The organism is Aeromonas sp. BIGb0445 (assembly GCF_024809075.1).
Lineage (GTDB): Bacteria > Pseudomonadota > Gammaproteobacteria > Enterobacterales > Aeromonadaceae > Aeromonas > Aeromonas rivuli.
The window spans coordinates 15,301-31,822 of sequence record NZ_JANUES010000013.1 but is presented as its reverse complement, the minus strand read 5'-3'; the positions used below and the strand labels follow the sequence as shown (position 1 = coordinate 31,822).

Below are 16,522 nucleotides of genomic sequence, written 5' to 3'. Positions count from 1 at the left end.
AGTGAGTGCCTGGCGCACTCATCGACTCTTCAAGGGGGACAAGCCACCGTTCTTCGGAACCGGCCTCGCCGTGGGCGAGAGCCTGGGCCCCCGCACTGCTGACTAGCACGCTGTCAGCAGATCCTTGTGAACCTTGACCACCAACTTTTTCACCTTGGCGGGGGTGGTCAGGGTACAGAGAGGGCGATGCAGTTCTCCCGGCCAGAAGATGGCAAAGTCGCCGGGCTGCAACGCCAGATAACTGGTCTGTTCGTCATCGACGAACCAGAGATCGGGATGGGGGTGATCGGCGCCATCATTGACGTAGGCATGAGGCCCGACGCCGATCCACTCCTCACCACGCAGCAGCAGCTGGATATCCAGATACTGTTCATGAAACTCACCTCGGCGCGCGGCGACGGGCTCCGTCAGCTCCTCGCTCACCAGGCAAAACAGCCGCAATCCATCGATTTCTGTCTTGCCAAGGGGCGCATTCAACCAGTGCGCGACCTCTTTCACCACCTCGGCCATGATGCGGGCCAGCGGGGTGGGCAAGGGGGTGCGTTGTAACGTTTCCAGACTGCCGGTGATCATGAGGTGCGCATCCTTAGGTGTATTCGCTGTCTATCTTTGCCTGCCAATGAAAAAGGACCCGATAAAGGTCCTTGTCTAGCGCCGTCTGCCATCCATGCAGACCGAGAGGAGTCAGGTCATCCGGTTGGCGCCGAACCACTGTTGCACAGTCGCCCGTGACTTGCCAAGGGATACTCGCTCACTCACCCGATGATCGTACCAGCTGAAACAATATTATTCACTACTCGATTGCCAGCAACTTTGACCAGGCGCAAAAACGGGAGCCTAAGCTCCCGTTTTTTTAGTGTGCCGCCTGATTCATTGCACCTTGCTGGCATTCTCGACCGGCTTGGCGTACATGGCGCGCCAGATGGCCTTGTGCTCCTCGGGCACCTCGGACTGGCGGGTCAAGAATGCCGCCTGCTCCAGGGTGTTGGCCTTGTTGGGCACATCTGCCGCCAGGTAATTGCCGGGGAAGAGGCGATAGTTGCCCCAGATGGCCTTGTCGATCAGCGCCGCCAGCTGATCCGGGTCCTCGAAGCCCTCGGTGATGGGCGCACCAAAGGCGACATGGACCCGCCCCTTCTGGCCGACGATACCGGCCACTATGCTCTCGATATCCTCAAACTCGCCCTTTTCGTAGCTGCCGTTGACGGACTTCTCGTAGAGCTCGCGCGCCTTGGCCTTGTCGGTGGGATCCAGCTCGTAGCTGATGCTGACCGGCACTATGTTGAGGCTGCGCATGTAGTCGGCGAACGGGATCTTCTGCTTCTTGCCATCGACGTAGAACATCTTGAGGATGGCAGGATCCGTCTTGTCATCCCCATTCTTGGCGCGCCCTTCCCGCTGGGCTATCCAGATGGAGTGCCCCTCGTGCACCGACTGACCGATGTAGGCCGACAGCTCGCCCAGCACCTTCATCATCTCTCGCGGCCCCTTGGCGGAGCGCTTGACGATGAAGCTCTTGTTGAGCTTCATCAGCTCGGTGGCGCAGGGTTTGCGCAGCAGGTTGTCACCGATGGCGATGCGCACCGTCTCGAAGCCATGGGTATGCAGCCCCCAGTTGACGAAGGCGGGATCCATGGCGATGTCCCTGTGGTTGGAGACAAACAGATAGCCCTGCCCCTGCTTGAGGTGCTCGATGCCGGAGAAGGTCACCCCCTTGGTGGAGCTGCCTATCATGCGGTTCATGTAGCGAGTCACCCCCATCTGCACCTGGTGCACTGTGGTGACATGGCGCCACTTGCTGCGCAGGAAGTAACGGATCAGCGGGCGCAGCGCCCAGCCGAACCAGTTCATCAGCGCGCCGAAACGGTACTTGGCGATGGCACCGATGAACTCATCGTCCTGGATGAGACGCTCAATGGCCGCGGGAACTTCGTCATCATGATAGGGGCGAATGTCTGCGAATCTGTCTACTTCTGTCACCGGTTCCGCCTTACTTGAGAGGGAGGCTGGCCAAAGAGTCGGCCAAAATTCAGGGCGCAATTTTACACACTTTTACCCCGAGGACTATGCCACAAAGAGTGATATGCGATCTGACCGGCATCAAGACAAGGGCAAGGAGGCTAACAAGAGAGTCAATTGATAACAGTTTTCATCGAAATGTCGGTGGGCAGCCAACTCACCGCCGCCAGCGTCAGGAGGATGAGTCCAGCGCCCAGGCCACCGCGGCCTCGGCGTGAAGAGCCGCCGTGTCGTAGAGCGGCACTCTGGTGTGCTCCGGGCCGACCAGCAGGGCTATCTCGGTACACCCCAGGATCACCGCCTCGGCCCCCGCCGCCGCCAGCTCCCCGATGATGGCCAGATAGTCAGCTCTGGATGCCTCTTTTATTTCACCCAGACAGAGCTCCTCATAGATGATGCGGTGCACCCTCGCCTGGGCCGCCACCGTTGGCACCAGCACCTTGAGTCCAAACTTGTCCCGAAGGCGCCCCTTGTAGAAATCCTGCTCCATGGTGAAGCGGGTGCCAAGCAGTCCCACTGTGCCGATGCCATCTTCAATCAGCCGCAGGGCGGTGGCATCGGCGATATGCAGCAGAGGGATATCCACGGAGGCTGCTATCTCGTCGGCCACCTTGTGCATGGTATTGGTGGCGATCAGCAGGCAGTCGGCCCCGCCCGCTTGCAGACTCTGGGCCGCCTTGCCGAGCAGCCGGGCGGTGGCGGGCCAGTCTCCGGCGTGCTGCAACCGCTCTATCTCGGCAAAGTCGACGCTGTTGAGCAGCACCCGCGCCGAATGCAGGCCCCCGAGCCGCCCCCTGACGCCGCGATTGAGCGCCTGATAATAGCTGAGGCTCGACTCCCAGCTCATGCCCCCTAACACACCTATGCATTTCATTCGCTCGTCTCTCCTCTCGCGCCGCCTCGCCCTCTGGGTTGCGGTGCGTTATACGGACAAAAAAGGCCCCGCAGGGCCAGCAACAAAACAGATTGCTTTCAGAGCCTAGATCCAGATCATCAGCACGCAGGCGGCGGTCGCCAGCCCCATGCCAAGGTTAAAACGACGCCAGCCGCGGGCCGTGTGAATGAAGCGGCGCACCTGAGCACCAAACAGTACCCAAAATGCTCCTGTGTAGAGACCGGTCAGGAAGAAGATGCCCAGTACCCAGAACGCCGAGGGCCAGTAGGCCTCCCCCGCCAGGGTGAAGCCGCTGATGGCGGAGAGCGCCATCATCCAGGCCTTGGGATTGAGCAGTTGCAACAGGGCGCCCTGATGGGCCGGGATCAGCGGCCGGTTCCCCTCGGCGGGGCCATTGGCCGTCGCCACCTTGTAGGCCAGCCACAACAGATAGAGGGAGCCAGCTACCTTGAGCGCCTCGTGAAGCAGCGGCACCCGCTCAAATAACACCCCCAGGCCAAGGGCCGTGGCCAGGATCATCAGATTGATGCCCCCCACCACCCCCACCAGCAGTGGCACGCTGCGGCCAAATCCCTGAGCGGCCCCGGCACTGGTGAGCAGCATGTTATTGGGACCCGGCGTACCACAAGTGATCAATGCAAAACCCGCCAGGGGCAACAACCAGTTCAGATCCATCTCAACCTCTTTTGATACCAACAACCCGATATGGGGCAAGCCTTCTAATATGCAGAGCCTCTGCCCTGACGACAAGGCTGGCAATGCATTTCTTTGCATGCTTGATCAGGCAGCCATCAATACCAGAGCATCACCACGCACAGGGCGGTGAGCGCCCCCAGGCTGCCATTGAGGCGGCGCCAGCCTCGGTCCGAGTTGATCCAGCGACTGAGCTGATGACCGAACAGCACCCAGGCAAAGCAGACCGGCAGCCCCGCCATGGGGAACACTGACATGATGCCCCACATACTCGGCCAGTAGTCGCTACCCGGCAGGCTGAACAAGCTGATGGCGGAGATGCCCATCATCCAGGCCTTGGGGTTGAGGAACTGGAAGCCCAGCCCTTCCAGCAGGGTCAGCGGGCGGGCGCGCCTCGCCGGATCGCCGGGCGCTCCGGCCACGGCGATGCGCCAGGCCAGCCACAGTAGATAGAGACTGCCCAGCACCTGCAGGCTCAGCTTGAGCAGGGGCCAGCGCTCGAACAGCGGGTAGAAGCCTAGCGCCAGCACCAGCTGCAATACCGGCTGGCCGACTACCACACCGAACAGGTGTGGCAGGGTGCGGCGTACCCCGAAGTTGGCGCCGGATGCCGTCAACATCAAGTTGTTGGGCCCCGGGGTGCCGCAGGTGAGCAGGGCAAAGCCAAACAGGGTGGCATACCATTCAATGGTCATGAGGTGACTCCTTTCTTGTCACATTGTATCGGTACAATGTGTGCTTCTGGGTTGTGAAAAGGCTGAATATCACGCTATATTGACCATACAAATGGATCAATGGATTTATTGTCACCATGACAATCTGGACGCCCGAGCTCTCGACCTTCGAAGGCCCCCTCTACCTCAAGCTGGTCAAGGCCATAGAACAAGCCATCGGCAACGGTGAGCTGACTCCCCACACCCGGCTGCCCACCCACCGGGCGCTGGCCGACAGGCTGGGGGTCACCGTTGGCACCATCACCCGCGCCTATGGCGAAGCGGAGCGGCGTGGCCTGCTGGCGGCCAAGGTGGGACATGGCACCTGGGTCAAGGGCAACGATGCCGCCAGTGACTGGGTGATCCGCAACGAGGAAGAGGGACGCATCGAGCTGTGGCAGAACCTGCCGGTCCAGCTCGATCGGGCCGCCATCTTCCGTCCCTTGATCGAGTCCCTGGCCGGGGGAGATCTCAATAGCCTGCTCGGCTATGACAAGGAGGCGGGGCGGGTGGATCAGCGCCAGCTGTTCGTCGACTGGCTGGGGGAACAGGGCATAGCGGGCAGCGAGGAGCGGCTGCTGTTCAGTCACGGCGCCCAGCACGGCATCATGCTGGCCCTGCTCGCCACCGGCTGTGTGGGTGAGACCATTTTATGCGAGGGGCTCAGCTACCCGGGTCTGCTCGGTAACGCGCGCCAGCTCAAGAGTCAGGTGGTGGGGCTCGCCATGGACGAAGAGGGACTGCTGCCCGAGGCGCTGGAGGCGGCCTGCCGCCAGCGTCGTGCCAAGCTGCTCTACCTGACCCCTACCCTGCAAAATCCCACCACGGCCATCATGAGCCTGGCCCGGCGCGAGGCCATCATCGCCCTCGCCCGCCGTCACGACCTGCTCATCATCGAGGATGACGTCAACGGCCTGCTGCCCGAGACACCGCTGACGCCCCTGGTCAACCTGGCGCCGGAGCGGGTCATCTACCTCGGCAGCCTGGCCAAGATTGCCTGCGGGGGGTTGCGGGTCGGCTTCCTGCTCGCACCACCCGCCCTGCGTGCCGCCTTCGCCCAGGCGATGCGGCTCTCGAGCTGGATGGTCAGCCCGCTGCTGATCGAACTGGCCTGCAAGCTGGTCAGTGAACGCCAGGTGATGGCCCTCATCGCCCAGCAGCGCCGGGTGCTGACCCGACGCGGCGAGCTGCTTCGCCACCTGCTGCCGGGCGCGTGCTGGCAGCCCGGCTCCATGCATGCCTGGCTCCCCCTGCCAGAACCCTGGCGCAGCCAGGAGTTTGCGCAGGCCGCCGACGCCCTCGATGTCGGGGTCGCGAGTGGTGAGCACTTTGCCGCCGGTCAGTTTGCGGCCCCTCAGGGGGTACGCCTGAGCCTGAGTCAGCCAGCGACCGATGCCAAGGTGGCAGAGGGACTGGATCGCCTCGCCGGGCTGCTGCGCGCTGCCCCCCCTGCAAACTCCTTGCTATAGTCAGTGGCCGTTCAACCCGCTGTGCACCCTGCCTTCGGGCAATCGCCCTCCGTGCGAGTCGATGGTGTTCAGCACGATGCGCTCGACGGAGAGCCCATGCATGTGACCCGCATTCCCCTCTTGCTCATCAGCCTGTTGCTGGCCGGTTGCGCGATGCCCGCCCGCCAACAACAGCTGGAGCAGGTCATCGGTGGCCTGGATAACGAACTGCAACGGCTGGAAGAGCAGCTCGCCGCCATGAACAGCCTTCATTATCAAAAAGCGATAGATGCACCGCTCACTCTGCGCCAGGCGCTGACGACCCAGACAGCAGGCCCCCAGGGCCTGATCCCGGTGCGGCAAACCCTGGTAGATGGCCCACGGCTGAGCTACGACTACCGCCTGCCCCACGGGGTGACGACCCTCCCCCTCGGCAATCCTTGCCTGGATTACGAATTTGAGCTGCGCCATCTGGGCCTGCTCGGCCAGCTCGCGCTGCGCTGGCAGGGAGCCAGCGGCCAGGGAGAGCGGCTCATCAACCAGCGTGACTGCCCCTTCTCGGTCAAGGGGCCCGGCCTGCAATAACGCCGGGGTCAGCGGCGCGACCAGCCGCTCAGAGGATCAAAAAAGGGTTGGCCACCGGCCAACCCTTTTTCACCACGAGTGGCCAGCCCTAGAGCAGACCACGCAGCAAGATGCCGCCGATCAGCAGTGGCGCGACCAGCCGCCAGCACCAGAGCAACGCGAACCGCGCCAGCGGATGGGCGCCGTCGGGCAGCATCTTGTCCCCCAGTCGCCAGCCGAGCAGCAGGGTCAGCACCAGGCCAAACAGCGGCATCATCAGGTTGGAGGTGAGGTAGTCGAGCAGCTCGAACAGCGTCTTGCCAAACAGGGTCGCCTCGGACCAGATCCCGAAGGAGAGGCTGACCGGCACCCCGGTCGCCATGATCATCAGGGTCAGCACCAGGCAGGCGCTGCGCCGCGACCAGCCCCACTCCTCGCAGGTGAACCGCACCAGATGCTCCAGCATGGAGATGGAGGAGGAGAGCGCCGCCACCAGCAACAGCAGGAAGAAGACCAGGGCCAGGCCCTGGCCAAAGGGCAGCTGGTTGAACACCGCAGGCATGGTCATAAAGGTGAGGCCCGGGCCCGCGCTCGGATCGATGCCGGTCGACGCCAGTGCCGGGAATATCATCAGACCGGCCAGCACCGAGATCAGGCTGGCCAGGGTGACCACCCAGACCCCGGAGCGCAGCACGCCCTGACTGTTCGGTAAATAGGCACCATAAGTGGTATGCACGCCGAGTCCGATAGAGAGGGAGAAGAACGCCAGCCCCAGGGCGTCGAGCACGCTCTCGCCGCTCAGCTTGCTGAAGTCCGGCAGCAGCAGCTGGCGCACCCCGGCCATGGAGCCGGGCAGAGAGAGGCCGACCACCACCAGCAGCAACATCATGATGAACAGCGCCGGCATCATCCAGCGCAGCGCCCGCTCGACCCCTTTCTGGATACCGCCCTGCACGAACCACCAGGTGAGACCCGCAAACACCAAGTGGGTCAGCGCCGGCCACCAGGGATTGCTGACATAACCGTTGAACAGGGCCGTCAGCGCCTCGCCCTCGCTCAGGTTGAGGCGGCCCATGGCCGCCAGCCCCACATAACCGACCGTCCAGCCCCCCACCACGCTGTAGAAGCTGTAGATGCAAAAGCCGCACAAGATGCCCATGTAGCCCATCCAGCGCCAGTTAGGCCCGACCAGCTTCTTGAAGGCGCCGAGCACCCCACGCTGGCTCTGGCTGCCGAGCAGGGTCTCCCCCACCAGCACGGCCACCCCCAGGGTGAAACTGAACAGCAGAAACAGCAGCAGGAAGGCGCCGCCGCCATTGGTGGCGGTCACATACGGAAACTTCCAGATAGCGCCGAGACCTATCGCCGTACCGGCGGCGGCCAGCACATGACCGAGACGAGAAGACCACTGCACCTGGCTCATACCAACTCCCTTGAGGACAACATGATTGACTCCATGATGGACAAATAACAAAAAGGGCCGCCCTGAGGCGACCCTTGCAATGAAATCCGGTTAACTGATGTCTGCAAGCTCACCCCTTTAGTCGGCGCGACTAAATCGACCAAACCGAACCAGACGAAGTGACATGGGATAGAGACCATCGAGAAAACGAGGCGACAGCCTAAACCATGGCAAGGCAAGTTGACAGATCCAGTCAGTGTTTTTGCACTGAATTAGTTGAAAATTATACTTTCATCCATTTGAGCAGTATTTGATCGAGTCGTGCTACCCAAAACCAGCCGTTCCTCTGGCGACCCCTTAACCAGGCCATTGGCGCCCAGCCGCGTCGACTGGCTCAACCCGCTCTTGACGCGCCACCTCACACCAGACCGCGGATCAGGATGCCGCCGATCAGCAAGGGGGCGAGCCAGCGCCAGCAGCCGAGCAGCAAGCGTTGCCAGGAGAGCGTCAGCCCCCGGGGCAGGATTTGCCGCCCCAGTTTCCAGCCAAGCAGCAGGGTCAACCCCAGGCCAAACAGCGGCATCAGCACGTTGGAGGTGACAAAATCGAGCAACTCGAAGATGTTGCGGCCAAAGAGGGTGATCTGGGACCAGGGGCCGAAGGAGAGGCTGACCGGTATGCCACCCACCATCACCAGGGCGACTATCAGGGTGCAGCTGGCGCGGCGGCTCCAGCCCCAGCTCTCGCTGACAAAGCATTGCAGGTGCTCAAGCAGCGAGATGGCCGAAGAGAGCGCCGCCACCACCAGCAAGGCGAAGAAGACGGTCGCCAGCCCCTGGCCGAAGGGCAGCTGCTGGAACACCGCAGGCATGGTCATGAAGGTGAGACCCGGCCCCGCCGCAGGATCGATGCCAGTCGCCGCCAGCACCGGGAAGATCATCAAGCCGGCCAGCACGGCAATCAGGCTCGCCAGCAGCACCACCCAGAGGCTGGAGCGCCCCACCCCTTCACTGTCGGGCAGATAGGCGCCATAGGTGGTGTGAATACCAAGGCCGATGGAGAGGGAGAAGAAGGCCAGACCCAGGGCGTCGAGCACCCCGTTCATGCCGAGCTTGCTAAAATCCGGCAGCAGGAAGTGGCGTACCCCATCCATGGCGCCGGGCAGGGTCAGCCCCACCACGGCGAGCAGCATCATCATCAGCAACAGGCTCGGCATCATCCAGCGCAAGGTTCGCTCCACCCCTTTTTGCACCCCGCCCTGCACGCAGCACCAGGTGAGCGCGGCAAACAGCAAGTGAGTCAGCAGTGGCCAGACGGGATCCCCCACATAGTCATTGAAGCGGGCGGTCAGCGCGGCGCCATCCCCACTGTTGAGGCTGCCGGCCAGTGCCATGCCGGTGTAACCCAGGGTCCAGCCTCCCACCACGCTGTAGAAGCAGAAGATGAGCAGGCTGCAGAGCAGGCCCATGACCCCGAGCCAGCGCCAGCGCTTGCCGAGCAGGCTGGCCAAGGCACCCACCACACCGCGCCGACTCCGGCTGCCGAGCAGGGTCTCCCCCATCAGCACGGCCACCCCCAGGGTGAAGCTGAACAGCAGGAACACCAGCAGGAAGGCGCCACCGCCGTTGGCCGCTGTGACATAGGGAAACTTCCAGATGGCGCCGAGGCCCACCGCCGAACCTGCGGCGGCGAGAATGTAACCCAGCCGGGATGACCATTGGGACTGCTGCATATGAACTCCGGGGTCGAGGCCAGGGCCCACAGGGCCGCTGGCGAAAAGCGGCGGCCAGAGTAAGGGAGGGGCTGCGCAATCACAATCAACAAAAACTGGTATAAATTCGATTTATTGGCACACTTCACCAATAAAATTCAGATTTAATTGCTTTGCTGCTAACAAACAAAAACCGGAGCACATTTGCTCCGGTTTTGACCTGACATGACAGGGGCTGCAGGCTTAGATCACGCCCAGCTCGCGCAACCGCTCCATCAGATAACTGTGAGCCGTGTGGCGCTCTGAAAGCACCACATCCGGACGCGGATGCAGGAACAGCGGCAGAGAGATCCGTGACCTGTTGGCGCTGCCGCCAGCCGGGTTGATGACACGATGGGTGGTGGAGGGGTAGTAGCCGGCGGACGCTTCCTGCAGCATGTCACCGATGTTGATGATCAGGGTGCCAAAGTCGCAGGGCACATCCATCCACTCCCCATCGGACCCCATCACCTGCAGACCCGGCTCATTGGACGCGGGCAAGATGGTGAGCAGGTTGATATCTTCATGGGCAGCGGCGCGAATGGCGCCCGGTGCTTCGGTGCCATCGAAGGGTGGATAGTGCAGCACCCGCAGCAGGGTCTTATGGCTCTCTTCTATCATGGAGGAGAGCGGGCAGCTGTAGTTGGCGGCTATCTCACCCGGCGTGTACTGCTCGACCCACCCCAGCAACTCGGCGGCCAGGTTGTTGGCCAGCTGGTAGTACTCCATGGCTTGCGCCTTCAGCTCCTCGGGCATCTGGCCCCAGGGATAGAGGTGGAAGTACTCCTTGATGTCCTTCTGGCTTTGGCCTTTGGCCACCTCGGAAACCGACGGCGGGAAGTAGCCATCCTGAGTCTCCCGGTTAAACAGAAAGTCCTGTTTCTGTTCGCTCATGAAGAAGCGATACCAGTTGTCGTAAATACCCTGCACCAGTTCCTTGGGGATAGGGTGATTGGTCAGCACACCGAAGCCGGTGGTACGCAGGGATTCGGTGAAGCGCTGGGCGGCGTCTGGCGCCCGGTAGTCGACGGTCAGGACTTTCATGGTTGCTGTTGCACTGCTGTTAAAAAGTGGCCGCAAGTTTACCCCCATGTGACCGGTAAGAAAAGGTTTGCCGACCACCTCATCGCAGCGTCCGCTCCCACAGGCCGATCCGCCCTGGAAAACCGTCCAGCCCCCTCTTGTCCCCGGACGAGCCGGCTCCTAGAATGCGCCATCTGATGACATGCCCGCAATGCGGCGCAGCAAGGAGCATTTGGATGATGAAACAGACACTGGCCAAGGGGCTTGTCGTTGGTTGTTGCCTGTTACTGGGCGCCTGCAGCAGCCTCTCCCAGGAGGAGTGCGCCGCCATGAGCTGGTATAACCAGGGCTTTGCCGATGGCGAGCAGGGCAAGGGACCGGATGCGAGCAAGGCTTATGGCGCAAGCTGTGGCGAATATGGCATCAAGGTCGATCAGGGGGAGTGGCAGCGGGGTTATAAGAAGGGACTCGAGCTTTACTGTATCCCCGAGCTGGCCTATCGCAAGGGACGAGATGGGGAGGAGTACCGAGGGGTCTGCCCCAATGACGAGACCTTCCTGCGCCAGTTTGAACGGGGCCACCAGGAGTATCAGCTGGCCGCCCGCCTCAATGAGCTGGCCAATGCCATCTCCCAAAACGAGCAAGACATCTATCAGCTGGAACAACTGATCCGCAAGGAGAACGACAGTGCCCAGCGTGACAGCTACCGTTATCAACGGGAGCGCGCCATACGTCGCGACAGGGCCCTGCGCGACGAATACAGCCGGCTGCGCTATCCGCCAAGGGTGATAGAGTTCAAGCTGTAAGTTCGCAGCACCCATGGCGCCGAGCCCGATGCGCTCTGGCCACAGCCCCATGAGAAGAGGCCGATGCACTGCATCGGCCTCTTGCTATCAAGGGTCAAGCTGGCGCAACTAAAGCACCCAGCGCGCCAGGCCCAGGGCGATGCCATCCTCGTTGTGATCCGCGGTGACCTTGTGAGCCAGCCCCTGGATCTGCGGCGCCGCGTTGCCCATGGCGACCGCCAGCCCTACCTGTTCGAACATGCTGATGTCGTTGTTGTTGTCGCCAAAGGCCACCACCTCGCTCATGGCGATCCCCTCCCCCGCCGCCCACTGGGCCAGCCGGTTGCCCTTGCTGCAACCGGGCTTGACCAGTTCGACCGCATAGGGCGCCGCCCAATCCTGGGTGAAGGGCAACCCTTCGATCACCCGACTGGCAAAATCATGCAGGTGAGCGGGCTCCTGGCTGAACAGCTCCAGCTTCCACACCTCGGGCTGGGCCAGCAATTGGGCACTGCTCTGGGGCAGGAACTGCACTCTATGCTGCTCCTCCACGCTGGCCGACCAGCTGCGCACCCGGGTGACATAAGGCTCGCAACCCAGGTGGCCAATCCCCTGAGAGAGGTGAGCCAGGGCTTCGACCTGCTCCTCTGCCATGGCGGCCAGCAACGTGGCCAGGGGCTCATTGGCAAGGGGATCCCCGCTCAGGATGCGATCCCCGAGCGGATCGTAGAGATAAGCACCGTTGCTGCAGATGATGGGAGTATCCAGCCCCAGCTCATGATGGAAGGGACGCGCCGTCATGAAGTGTCGGCCCGTGACCAGCAGCACCTTGATGCCCTGGGCACGCGCATCGGCCAGCGCCTGCCGGGTCGCGCTCGAAATCTGGTGATCCCGGGTCAACAGCGTGCCATCCATATCGAGCGCTATGGCTCTGTACTGCGTCATATTCCCTCCAAACAGGCGAAACAAGAGGGGATAAATTCCCAGAGTCGCCCCCGGGATGCAAGCCCCATCAGGCCTGAGAGGCCCATTCTGTGATCTGCCTGTCCCTGTTTGCCCGGCGACGCAGAGCATAGAAACCCAGCGCACAGAGCACAGAACAGGCCGCCGCCAGATAGAAGGGCCACTGATTGCCCGCCAGCAGTACCAGGCTGCCCAGCACCACGGCGACAATTTCACTGCTCACCGCCAGACCACGGTAGAGCCCCATGGCCTGGCCCTGCTGTTCGGCCGAGCTGCGATTGGAGATGGCCACCGAGGTCGCCAACTCCCCCAGGCTCATGCCGATACCGGCGGGAATGAAGGTGAGCGCCAAGCCCCACCATTGACTCGGCAGGATGAACATCAACATGCCCACCGCCATCAGCAGATGACCCACGATCCCCAGGGAGCTGCCGCGCCAGTGTCGCGAGAGCCAGCCCCCCAGCCAGGAACCCAACATCAGCGGCACGCTCACCAGCACGGCCCCTTGCGCCAGTTGCGCCGGATCCCAGGTCAGCTCTTCCACCAACCAGACATTGAAGTAACTGAAGTAGAGTTGCACTGCGCCATAGCTCATCAGGGTCAAGGCGAAGTAAGGCAACAAGGCGGGTGCGAGCAGCAGGGCGCGATTCGACAGGCGCGGCGCCGTGGCAGCCTCAGGCAGTGGAGGCCGGTTGGGCAATAACCAGAGGGCGAGCAGCAAGTTGGCCGCGGTCATGGCCACCGCCAACCAGGCCGCCACGCTGTAATCCCCGGAGATGACGGCGGCATAACCCCCAATCATGGGACCCAGCACCCAACCCAGATTCATGCCGATATTGATCATGGAGAAGTTGCGAGCCTTGGTCTTGGTCGTGCTCATGTCCGCCGCCATCGCCTGCACGATGGCGATATCACCATTGAAGAAGCCTTCCAGCACCCGGCTGAGCAGCAAGATCGGCAGGGATCGCCAGGCGATCCCCAGTGCCATCAAGGCATAACCCGCCAGGACACCGACCAGACAGACCATCAGAATGGGTTTGCGGCCATAGCGATCCGACAATAGACCCAGCAAAGGCGCCCCCAGCAACTGGAACAAGGGGTAGAGCCCCATCACGACCCCCAGCCACACCTTGCGGCTCCAGTCCGAGGCGTCAGGGGCCAGCATGCCTTGCGCCGGATCCAGCATCAGGGGCGCCAACACCGGGGAGGGCAAGCTAAAGCCTGCCACCGCCAGGGTCACCGTCATCACCAGCACCCACAGACTCACCTTGTCTCTGCGGCTCTCCATCGCACTCACCATTAAGTAAAGTTATAAGTTTATTTATACTGCTGAGCAGGGCATGTTTTGTAAAGTGAATTATTGATTTAAAAAATCACTCTACCCATAATGACCCTATGAGTACCGGCGCAGATGAGCGACTCAGGCAGCAACGCCTGGAAAAGACCGCCCTCAGAAGCCGTTGCAGATAACAGCGGGTAACCCATGAACGCCAGCACCGACAAGATACTTCACCTGTTAAAAACCCAAGGCCCCCAGAGCGCTGCGGCCCTCGGCGAGCAGTTGCAGATGACCTCCATGGGTGCCCGCCAGCACCTGCATGCCATGGAGAACGACGGCTGGGTGACCTTCAGGGATGAAGCCCGGGGACGGGGGCGGCCGAGCCGGCTCTGGCTGTTGACCGAACAGGCCTGGCAGCGCTTCCCGGATGGCCATGGCGAGCTGACCCTGCGTCTGATTGACACGGTGCAACAGCTGTTTGGGGAGAGCGGGCTGGACAAGGTGATTGCCGAGCGTGAGCAGCAGCAACTGGGACGCTATCGGGCGCAGCTGGCCGGGCTCTCCTTGCCAGAGCGGGTGGTCGAGCTCGCGGTCTTGCGGACCCGGGAAGGCTATATGGCCGAGGCGAGCAAAGAGGAGGATGGCAGCTGGCTATTGTGGGAGAGTCACTGCCCTATTTGTGTCGCGGCGCGGGGTTGCCTGGGTTTTTGTCGCAGCGAACTCGCCATCTTCGCCGAGTTGCTGGCCCCGGCCCGGGTCGAGCGGGAGCAATATCTGCTCAGCGGCGATCACCGCTGCCTCTATCGCATCAGCCCCCCGGCTCACACTGCGGCCCCTGAGCAGTAAGCCGTTGAGCCGAGCCAGCCCCGAGGCGACCAAAAACAACAAAGCAGGCGCCGGGAGGCCTGCTTTGTTGTTTGCTACGGACCGGTAAGCCCGCATCTGTCTGTCATGGCCCGATGAGGCGTGACGTCTTGTGGTGCTCGGAGTCCGGTTGAACTCGTCGCCGCAGGGGCTGGATGCTGCCACTGCCTGACCACCGTTTGATGAGTTCATATTACCCGGAGGCCCCGGGTGAGTGGTTGCGAAGAGTTGGTTATTTTCGATTGTTTTTGCAATGACTCACCCTTAATCTAGCCAAAGACAACAAAACATTGCGACAGGGTGACAAAGTATGCTGAAACTGGATCGTATCGACCGTCATATTCTGGAATTGATGCAGGAGAATGGTCGCATCAGCAACCTGGAACTGGCCGAGCTGGTCGGCCTCTCCCCCTCCCCTTGCTCACGACGGGTCAAGGCACTGGAGGATGCGGGCCTGATCGATGCCCATGTCACACTGCTAAACGCCCGCCAGCTGGGGCTGACTCTCACCGCCTATATCCACATCTCCATGGACAGACACACTCCTGAGCGATTCGAGAACTTCGATACCGCCATCTCGGCGCTGCCGGAAGTGCTCGAGTGCGACCTCATCACCGGCAACGATGCGGATTACCAGCTCAAGGTGGTGGTGCGCGACATGGAGCACTATCAGCACTTCCTGCTGGACAAGCTGACCCACATTCCCGGGGTGACCGGGGTACGATCCAGCTTCGTGCTGCGCCGCATCAAGCAGAAGACGGCGCTGCCCCTGAACCACCTGGGCTGAGGCTGACAAGCCGCTGATGACGATGCAACATCATGAAAAAGAGGAGGCCTGGGCCTCCTCTTCGCTATTGATCTCCCCTTGACCGGTCAGCTCGATGCCGCAGTGACATCCTCGACTTGCAGCAGCCAGCCTTCGGCGGCCTGGCGGGGCGCGCCACTGAGCACCAATCGCTCATCCGTCTGGGCGGCTTGCCCCTGGGGCAGCTCAACCAGCAGGCTGTCCGAACCGGTATCGAATACCCAGCGCCTCTCCCCAAGAGATTCTATCAAGTAGCCCTCCATCTCGACCTCGGATTGGGCGTGCCACAGCGGCTCCACCGGATCCCGGCTCTCGATGAAATCGGCCTGCACTCCGAAACTGGCTAGCCCCCATAGGATGGAGAGTCCGACCCAATGTTGCATTTCTGGTACTCCTCACGTGGGACTGATGGAGCCAGTATGCGAAGAGAAAAGTGAGCGCACCATGAACGATGGGGCAAACTGTTAACAGGATCGCGAAAAAAACCGACCAAAGCGGTCGGTTACGTCATTTTGTGATGGGGATCTCGCCTCACTTGGTGGCTTCCTCTGCCATGGCCGCCTCCCTTGGCTTATTCATCCACATGGCCAGCCCATGGTGATCGTCACAGATCCCCTCCTCACGCACCGCCTTGACACGGGTACCATCCTTGCAGATGGCGCGCCAGGCATCGGCATCATCTATCTCCAGAGGGCGGCTATGCTGACCCGTGCCGCCACAGGCCACCAGCAAGAGCCCCAGCAGGGGGGCCAATCTGCTTATCCTTATCATCCCTGAACTCCTCATCGTCTGATCTGACTAGCGTCCCAGCTGGCTCGAGATGCGATCGCACAGTCCCTTGAGCTGGGTCAGTTCAGCATCGTTCAAGTCCACCTGATTGCGCAAGTTGTCGGCCAGGCAGCTGGCGCGCACCTCGCCCTGCAAGGCGCGACCCGCCTCGGTCAGCACCACGCATTTTTGCCGTTCATCCTCGGCCGACACGCTGCGGGTGAGCCAGCCCTTGCTCTCCAACCGCTTGACGATGGGGGTCAGGGTGCCCGCATCCAGCCCGGTATCCTGGCCAATCTGTTTGAGACTGACGCCATCCTCGGCCCAGAGGGAGAGCATCACCAGATACTGGGTGTAGGTGAGATCCAGCCGATCCAGCAGGGGGCGATATGCACGCATCACCGCATTGGAGGCGCTATAGAGTGCAAAACAGACCTGCTTCTTCAATTCGCTCATGACACTACCTCGCTGGCTATGCCGCCAGTATACCCGACATTACTCTCTACCCAAATATTTTGCACACAAAGTAGTTGTCAAAAGCCCGGTGCGGT

Annotated in this window: 18 protein-coding genes; 5 read left to right on the top strand and 13 right to left on the bottom strand. The window is 61.7% G+C overall.

Features of this window, described 5'->3' with window-relative positions; all coding sequences use genetic code 11:
* Window positions 1-102: 102 nt before the first annotated feature.
* From M2367_RS17860 to M2367_RS17840, 5 genes are all read right to left on the bottom strand, one after another.
* Complete coding sequence (locus tag M2367_RS17860; RefSeq protein ID WP_042041140.1) at window positions 103-573, bottom strand: YhcH/YjgK/YiaL family protein; 471 nt, start codon at window positions 571-573, stop codon at window positions 103-105.
* Between the two features lie 297 nt (window positions 574-870).
* Complete coding sequence (locus M2367_RS17855; RefSeq protein WP_042041141.1) at window positions 871-1,980, bottom strand: 1-acyl-sn-glycerol-3-phosphate acyltransferase; 1,110 nt, start codon at window positions 1,978-1,980, stop codon at window positions 871-873.
* Window positions 1,981-2,191: 211 nt separating this feature from the next.
* On the bottom strand, window positions 2,192-2,893 hold the full coding sequence (locus tag M2367_RS17850) for an aspartate/glutamate racemase family protein (protein WP_259237540.1): 702 nt from the start codon (window positions 2,891-2,893) through the stop codon (window positions 2,192-2,194).
* Window positions 2,894-2,998: 105 nt separating this feature from the next.
* A complete protein-coding gene (locus tag M2367_RS17845; protein WP_259237538.1) occupies window positions 2,999-3,589 on the bottom strand; it encodes a LysE family translocator in 591 nt (196 codons plus the stop codon).
* Window positions 3,590-3,705: 116 nt separating this feature from the next.
* Window positions 3,706-4,302 (bottom strand): LysE family translocator, encoded by a 597-nt coding sequence (locus M2367_RS17840; RefSeq protein ID WP_259237536.1) that lies wholly within the window; start codon window positions 4,300-4,302, stop codon window positions 3,706-3,708.
* Between the two features lie 116 nt (window positions 4,303-4,418).
* Between M2367_RS17840 and M2367_RS17835 the strand changes: the two genes are divergently transcribed.
* Together M2367_RS17835 and M2367_RS17830 are read left to right on the top strand one after the other, a co-directional pair.
* Complete coding sequence (locus tag M2367_RS17835; protein WP_259237534.1) at window positions 4,419-5,789, top strand: PLP-dependent aminotransferase family protein; 1,371 nt, start codon at window positions 4,419-4,421, stop codon at window positions 5,787-5,789.
* A 96-nt stretch (window positions 5,790-5,885) separates the two neighbouring features.
* Window positions 5,886-6,353 carry a hypothetical protein gene (locus M2367_RS17830; RefSeq protein WP_042041147.1) on the top strand — a complete coding sequence of 156 codons (468 nt, stop codon included), beginning with the start codon at window positions 5,886-5,888 and terminating at the stop codon, window positions 6,351-6,353.
* An 88-nt stretch (window positions 6,354-6,441) separates the two neighbouring features.
* Here the strand turns inward: M2367_RS17830 and M2367_RS17825 are convergent, their stop codons facing one another.
* From M2367_RS17825 to M2367_RS17815, 3 genes are all read right to left on the bottom strand, one after another.
* Window positions 6,442-7,755 (bottom strand): sodium-dependent transporter, encoded by a 1,314-nt coding sequence (locus tag M2367_RS17825; protein WP_042041149.1) that lies wholly within the window; start codon window positions 7,753-7,755, stop codon window positions 6,442-6,444.
* Between the two features lie 397 nt (window positions 7,756-8,152).
* On the bottom strand, window positions 8,153-9,466 hold the full coding sequence (locus M2367_RS17820; protein ID WP_224432067.1) for a sodium-dependent transporter: 1,314 nt from the start codon (window positions 9,464-9,466) through the stop codon (window positions 8,153-8,155).
* Window positions 9,467-9,688: 222 nt separating this feature from the next.
* A complete protein-coding gene (locus M2367_RS17815) occupies window positions 9,689-10,528 on the bottom strand; it encodes an isopenicillin N synthase family oxygenase (protein ID WP_042041151.1) in 840 nt (279 codons plus the stop codon).
* Between the two features lie 215 nt (window positions 10,529-10,743).
* Between M2367_RS17815 and M2367_RS17810 the strand changes: the two genes are divergently transcribed.
* A complete protein-coding gene (locus M2367_RS17810) occupies window positions 10,744-11,313 on the top strand; it encodes a DUF2799 domain-containing protein (protein ID WP_042041152.1) in 570 nt (189 codons plus the stop codon).
* Between the two features lie 108 nt (window positions 11,314-11,421).
* Here M2367_RS17810 and M2367_RS17805 read toward each other — a convergent pair whose 3' ends face one another.
* Window positions 11,422-12,237, bottom strand: coding sequence for a Cof-type HAD-IIB family hydrolase (locus M2367_RS17805; protein WP_224432066.1), 816 nt, complete (start codon window positions 12,235-12,237; stop codon window positions 11,422-11,424).
* Window positions 12,238-12,304: 67 nt separating this feature from the next.
* Window positions 12,305-13,543, bottom strand: a complete 1,239-nt coding sequence (locus M2367_RS17800) for an MFS transporter (RefSeq protein ID WP_224432065.1) — start codon at window positions 13,541-13,543, stop codon at window positions 12,305-12,307.
* Window positions 13,544-13,738: 195 nt separating this feature from the next.
* Here M2367_RS17800 and M2367_RS17795 point away from each other — a divergent pair, with 195 nt between their 5' ends.
* Together M2367_RS17795 and M2367_RS17790 are read left to right on the top strand one after the other, a co-directional pair.
* Window positions 13,739-14,380 carry a metalloregulator ArsR/SmtB family transcription factor gene (locus M2367_RS17795; RefSeq protein WP_042041155.1) on the top strand — a complete coding sequence of 214 codons (642 nt, stop codon included), beginning with the start codon at window positions 13,739-13,741 and terminating at the stop codon, window positions 14,378-14,380.
* 328 nt (window positions 14,381-14,708) lie between these two features.
* Window positions 14,709-15,185, top strand: coding sequence for an Lrp/AsnC family transcriptional regulator (locus tag M2367_RS17790; RefSeq protein ID WP_005904753.1), 477 nt, complete (start codon window positions 14,709-14,711; stop codon window positions 15,183-15,185).
* 86 nt (window positions 15,186-15,271) lie between these two features.
* Here the strand turns inward: M2367_RS17790 and M2367_RS17785 are convergent, their stop codons facing one another.
* The 3 genes from M2367_RS17785 to M2367_RS17775 all read right to left on the bottom strand — a co-directional run bounded on the left by M2367_RS17785 (window position 15,272) and on the right by M2367_RS17775 (window position 16,427).
* On the bottom strand, window positions 15,272-15,586 hold the full coding sequence (locus M2367_RS17785) for a hypothetical protein (protein ID WP_042041156.1): 315 nt from the start codon (window positions 15,584-15,586) through the stop codon (window positions 15,272-15,274).
* 148 nt (window positions 15,587-15,734) lie between these two features.
* The gene (locus M2367_RS17780) at window positions 15,735-15,965 is read right to left on the bottom strand and encodes a hypothetical protein (RefSeq protein WP_396021389.1); all 231 of its coding nucleotides are present in this window, start codon (window positions 15,963-15,965) and stop codon (window positions 15,735-15,737) included.
* 36 nt (window positions 15,966-16,001) lie between these two features.
* Complete coding sequence (locus tag M2367_RS17775; RefSeq protein WP_042041158.1) at window positions 16,002-16,427, bottom strand: MarR family winged helix-turn-helix transcriptional regulator; 426 nt, start codon at window positions 16,425-16,427, stop codon at window positions 16,002-16,004.
* Window positions 16,428-16,522 lie beyond the last annotated feature (95 nt).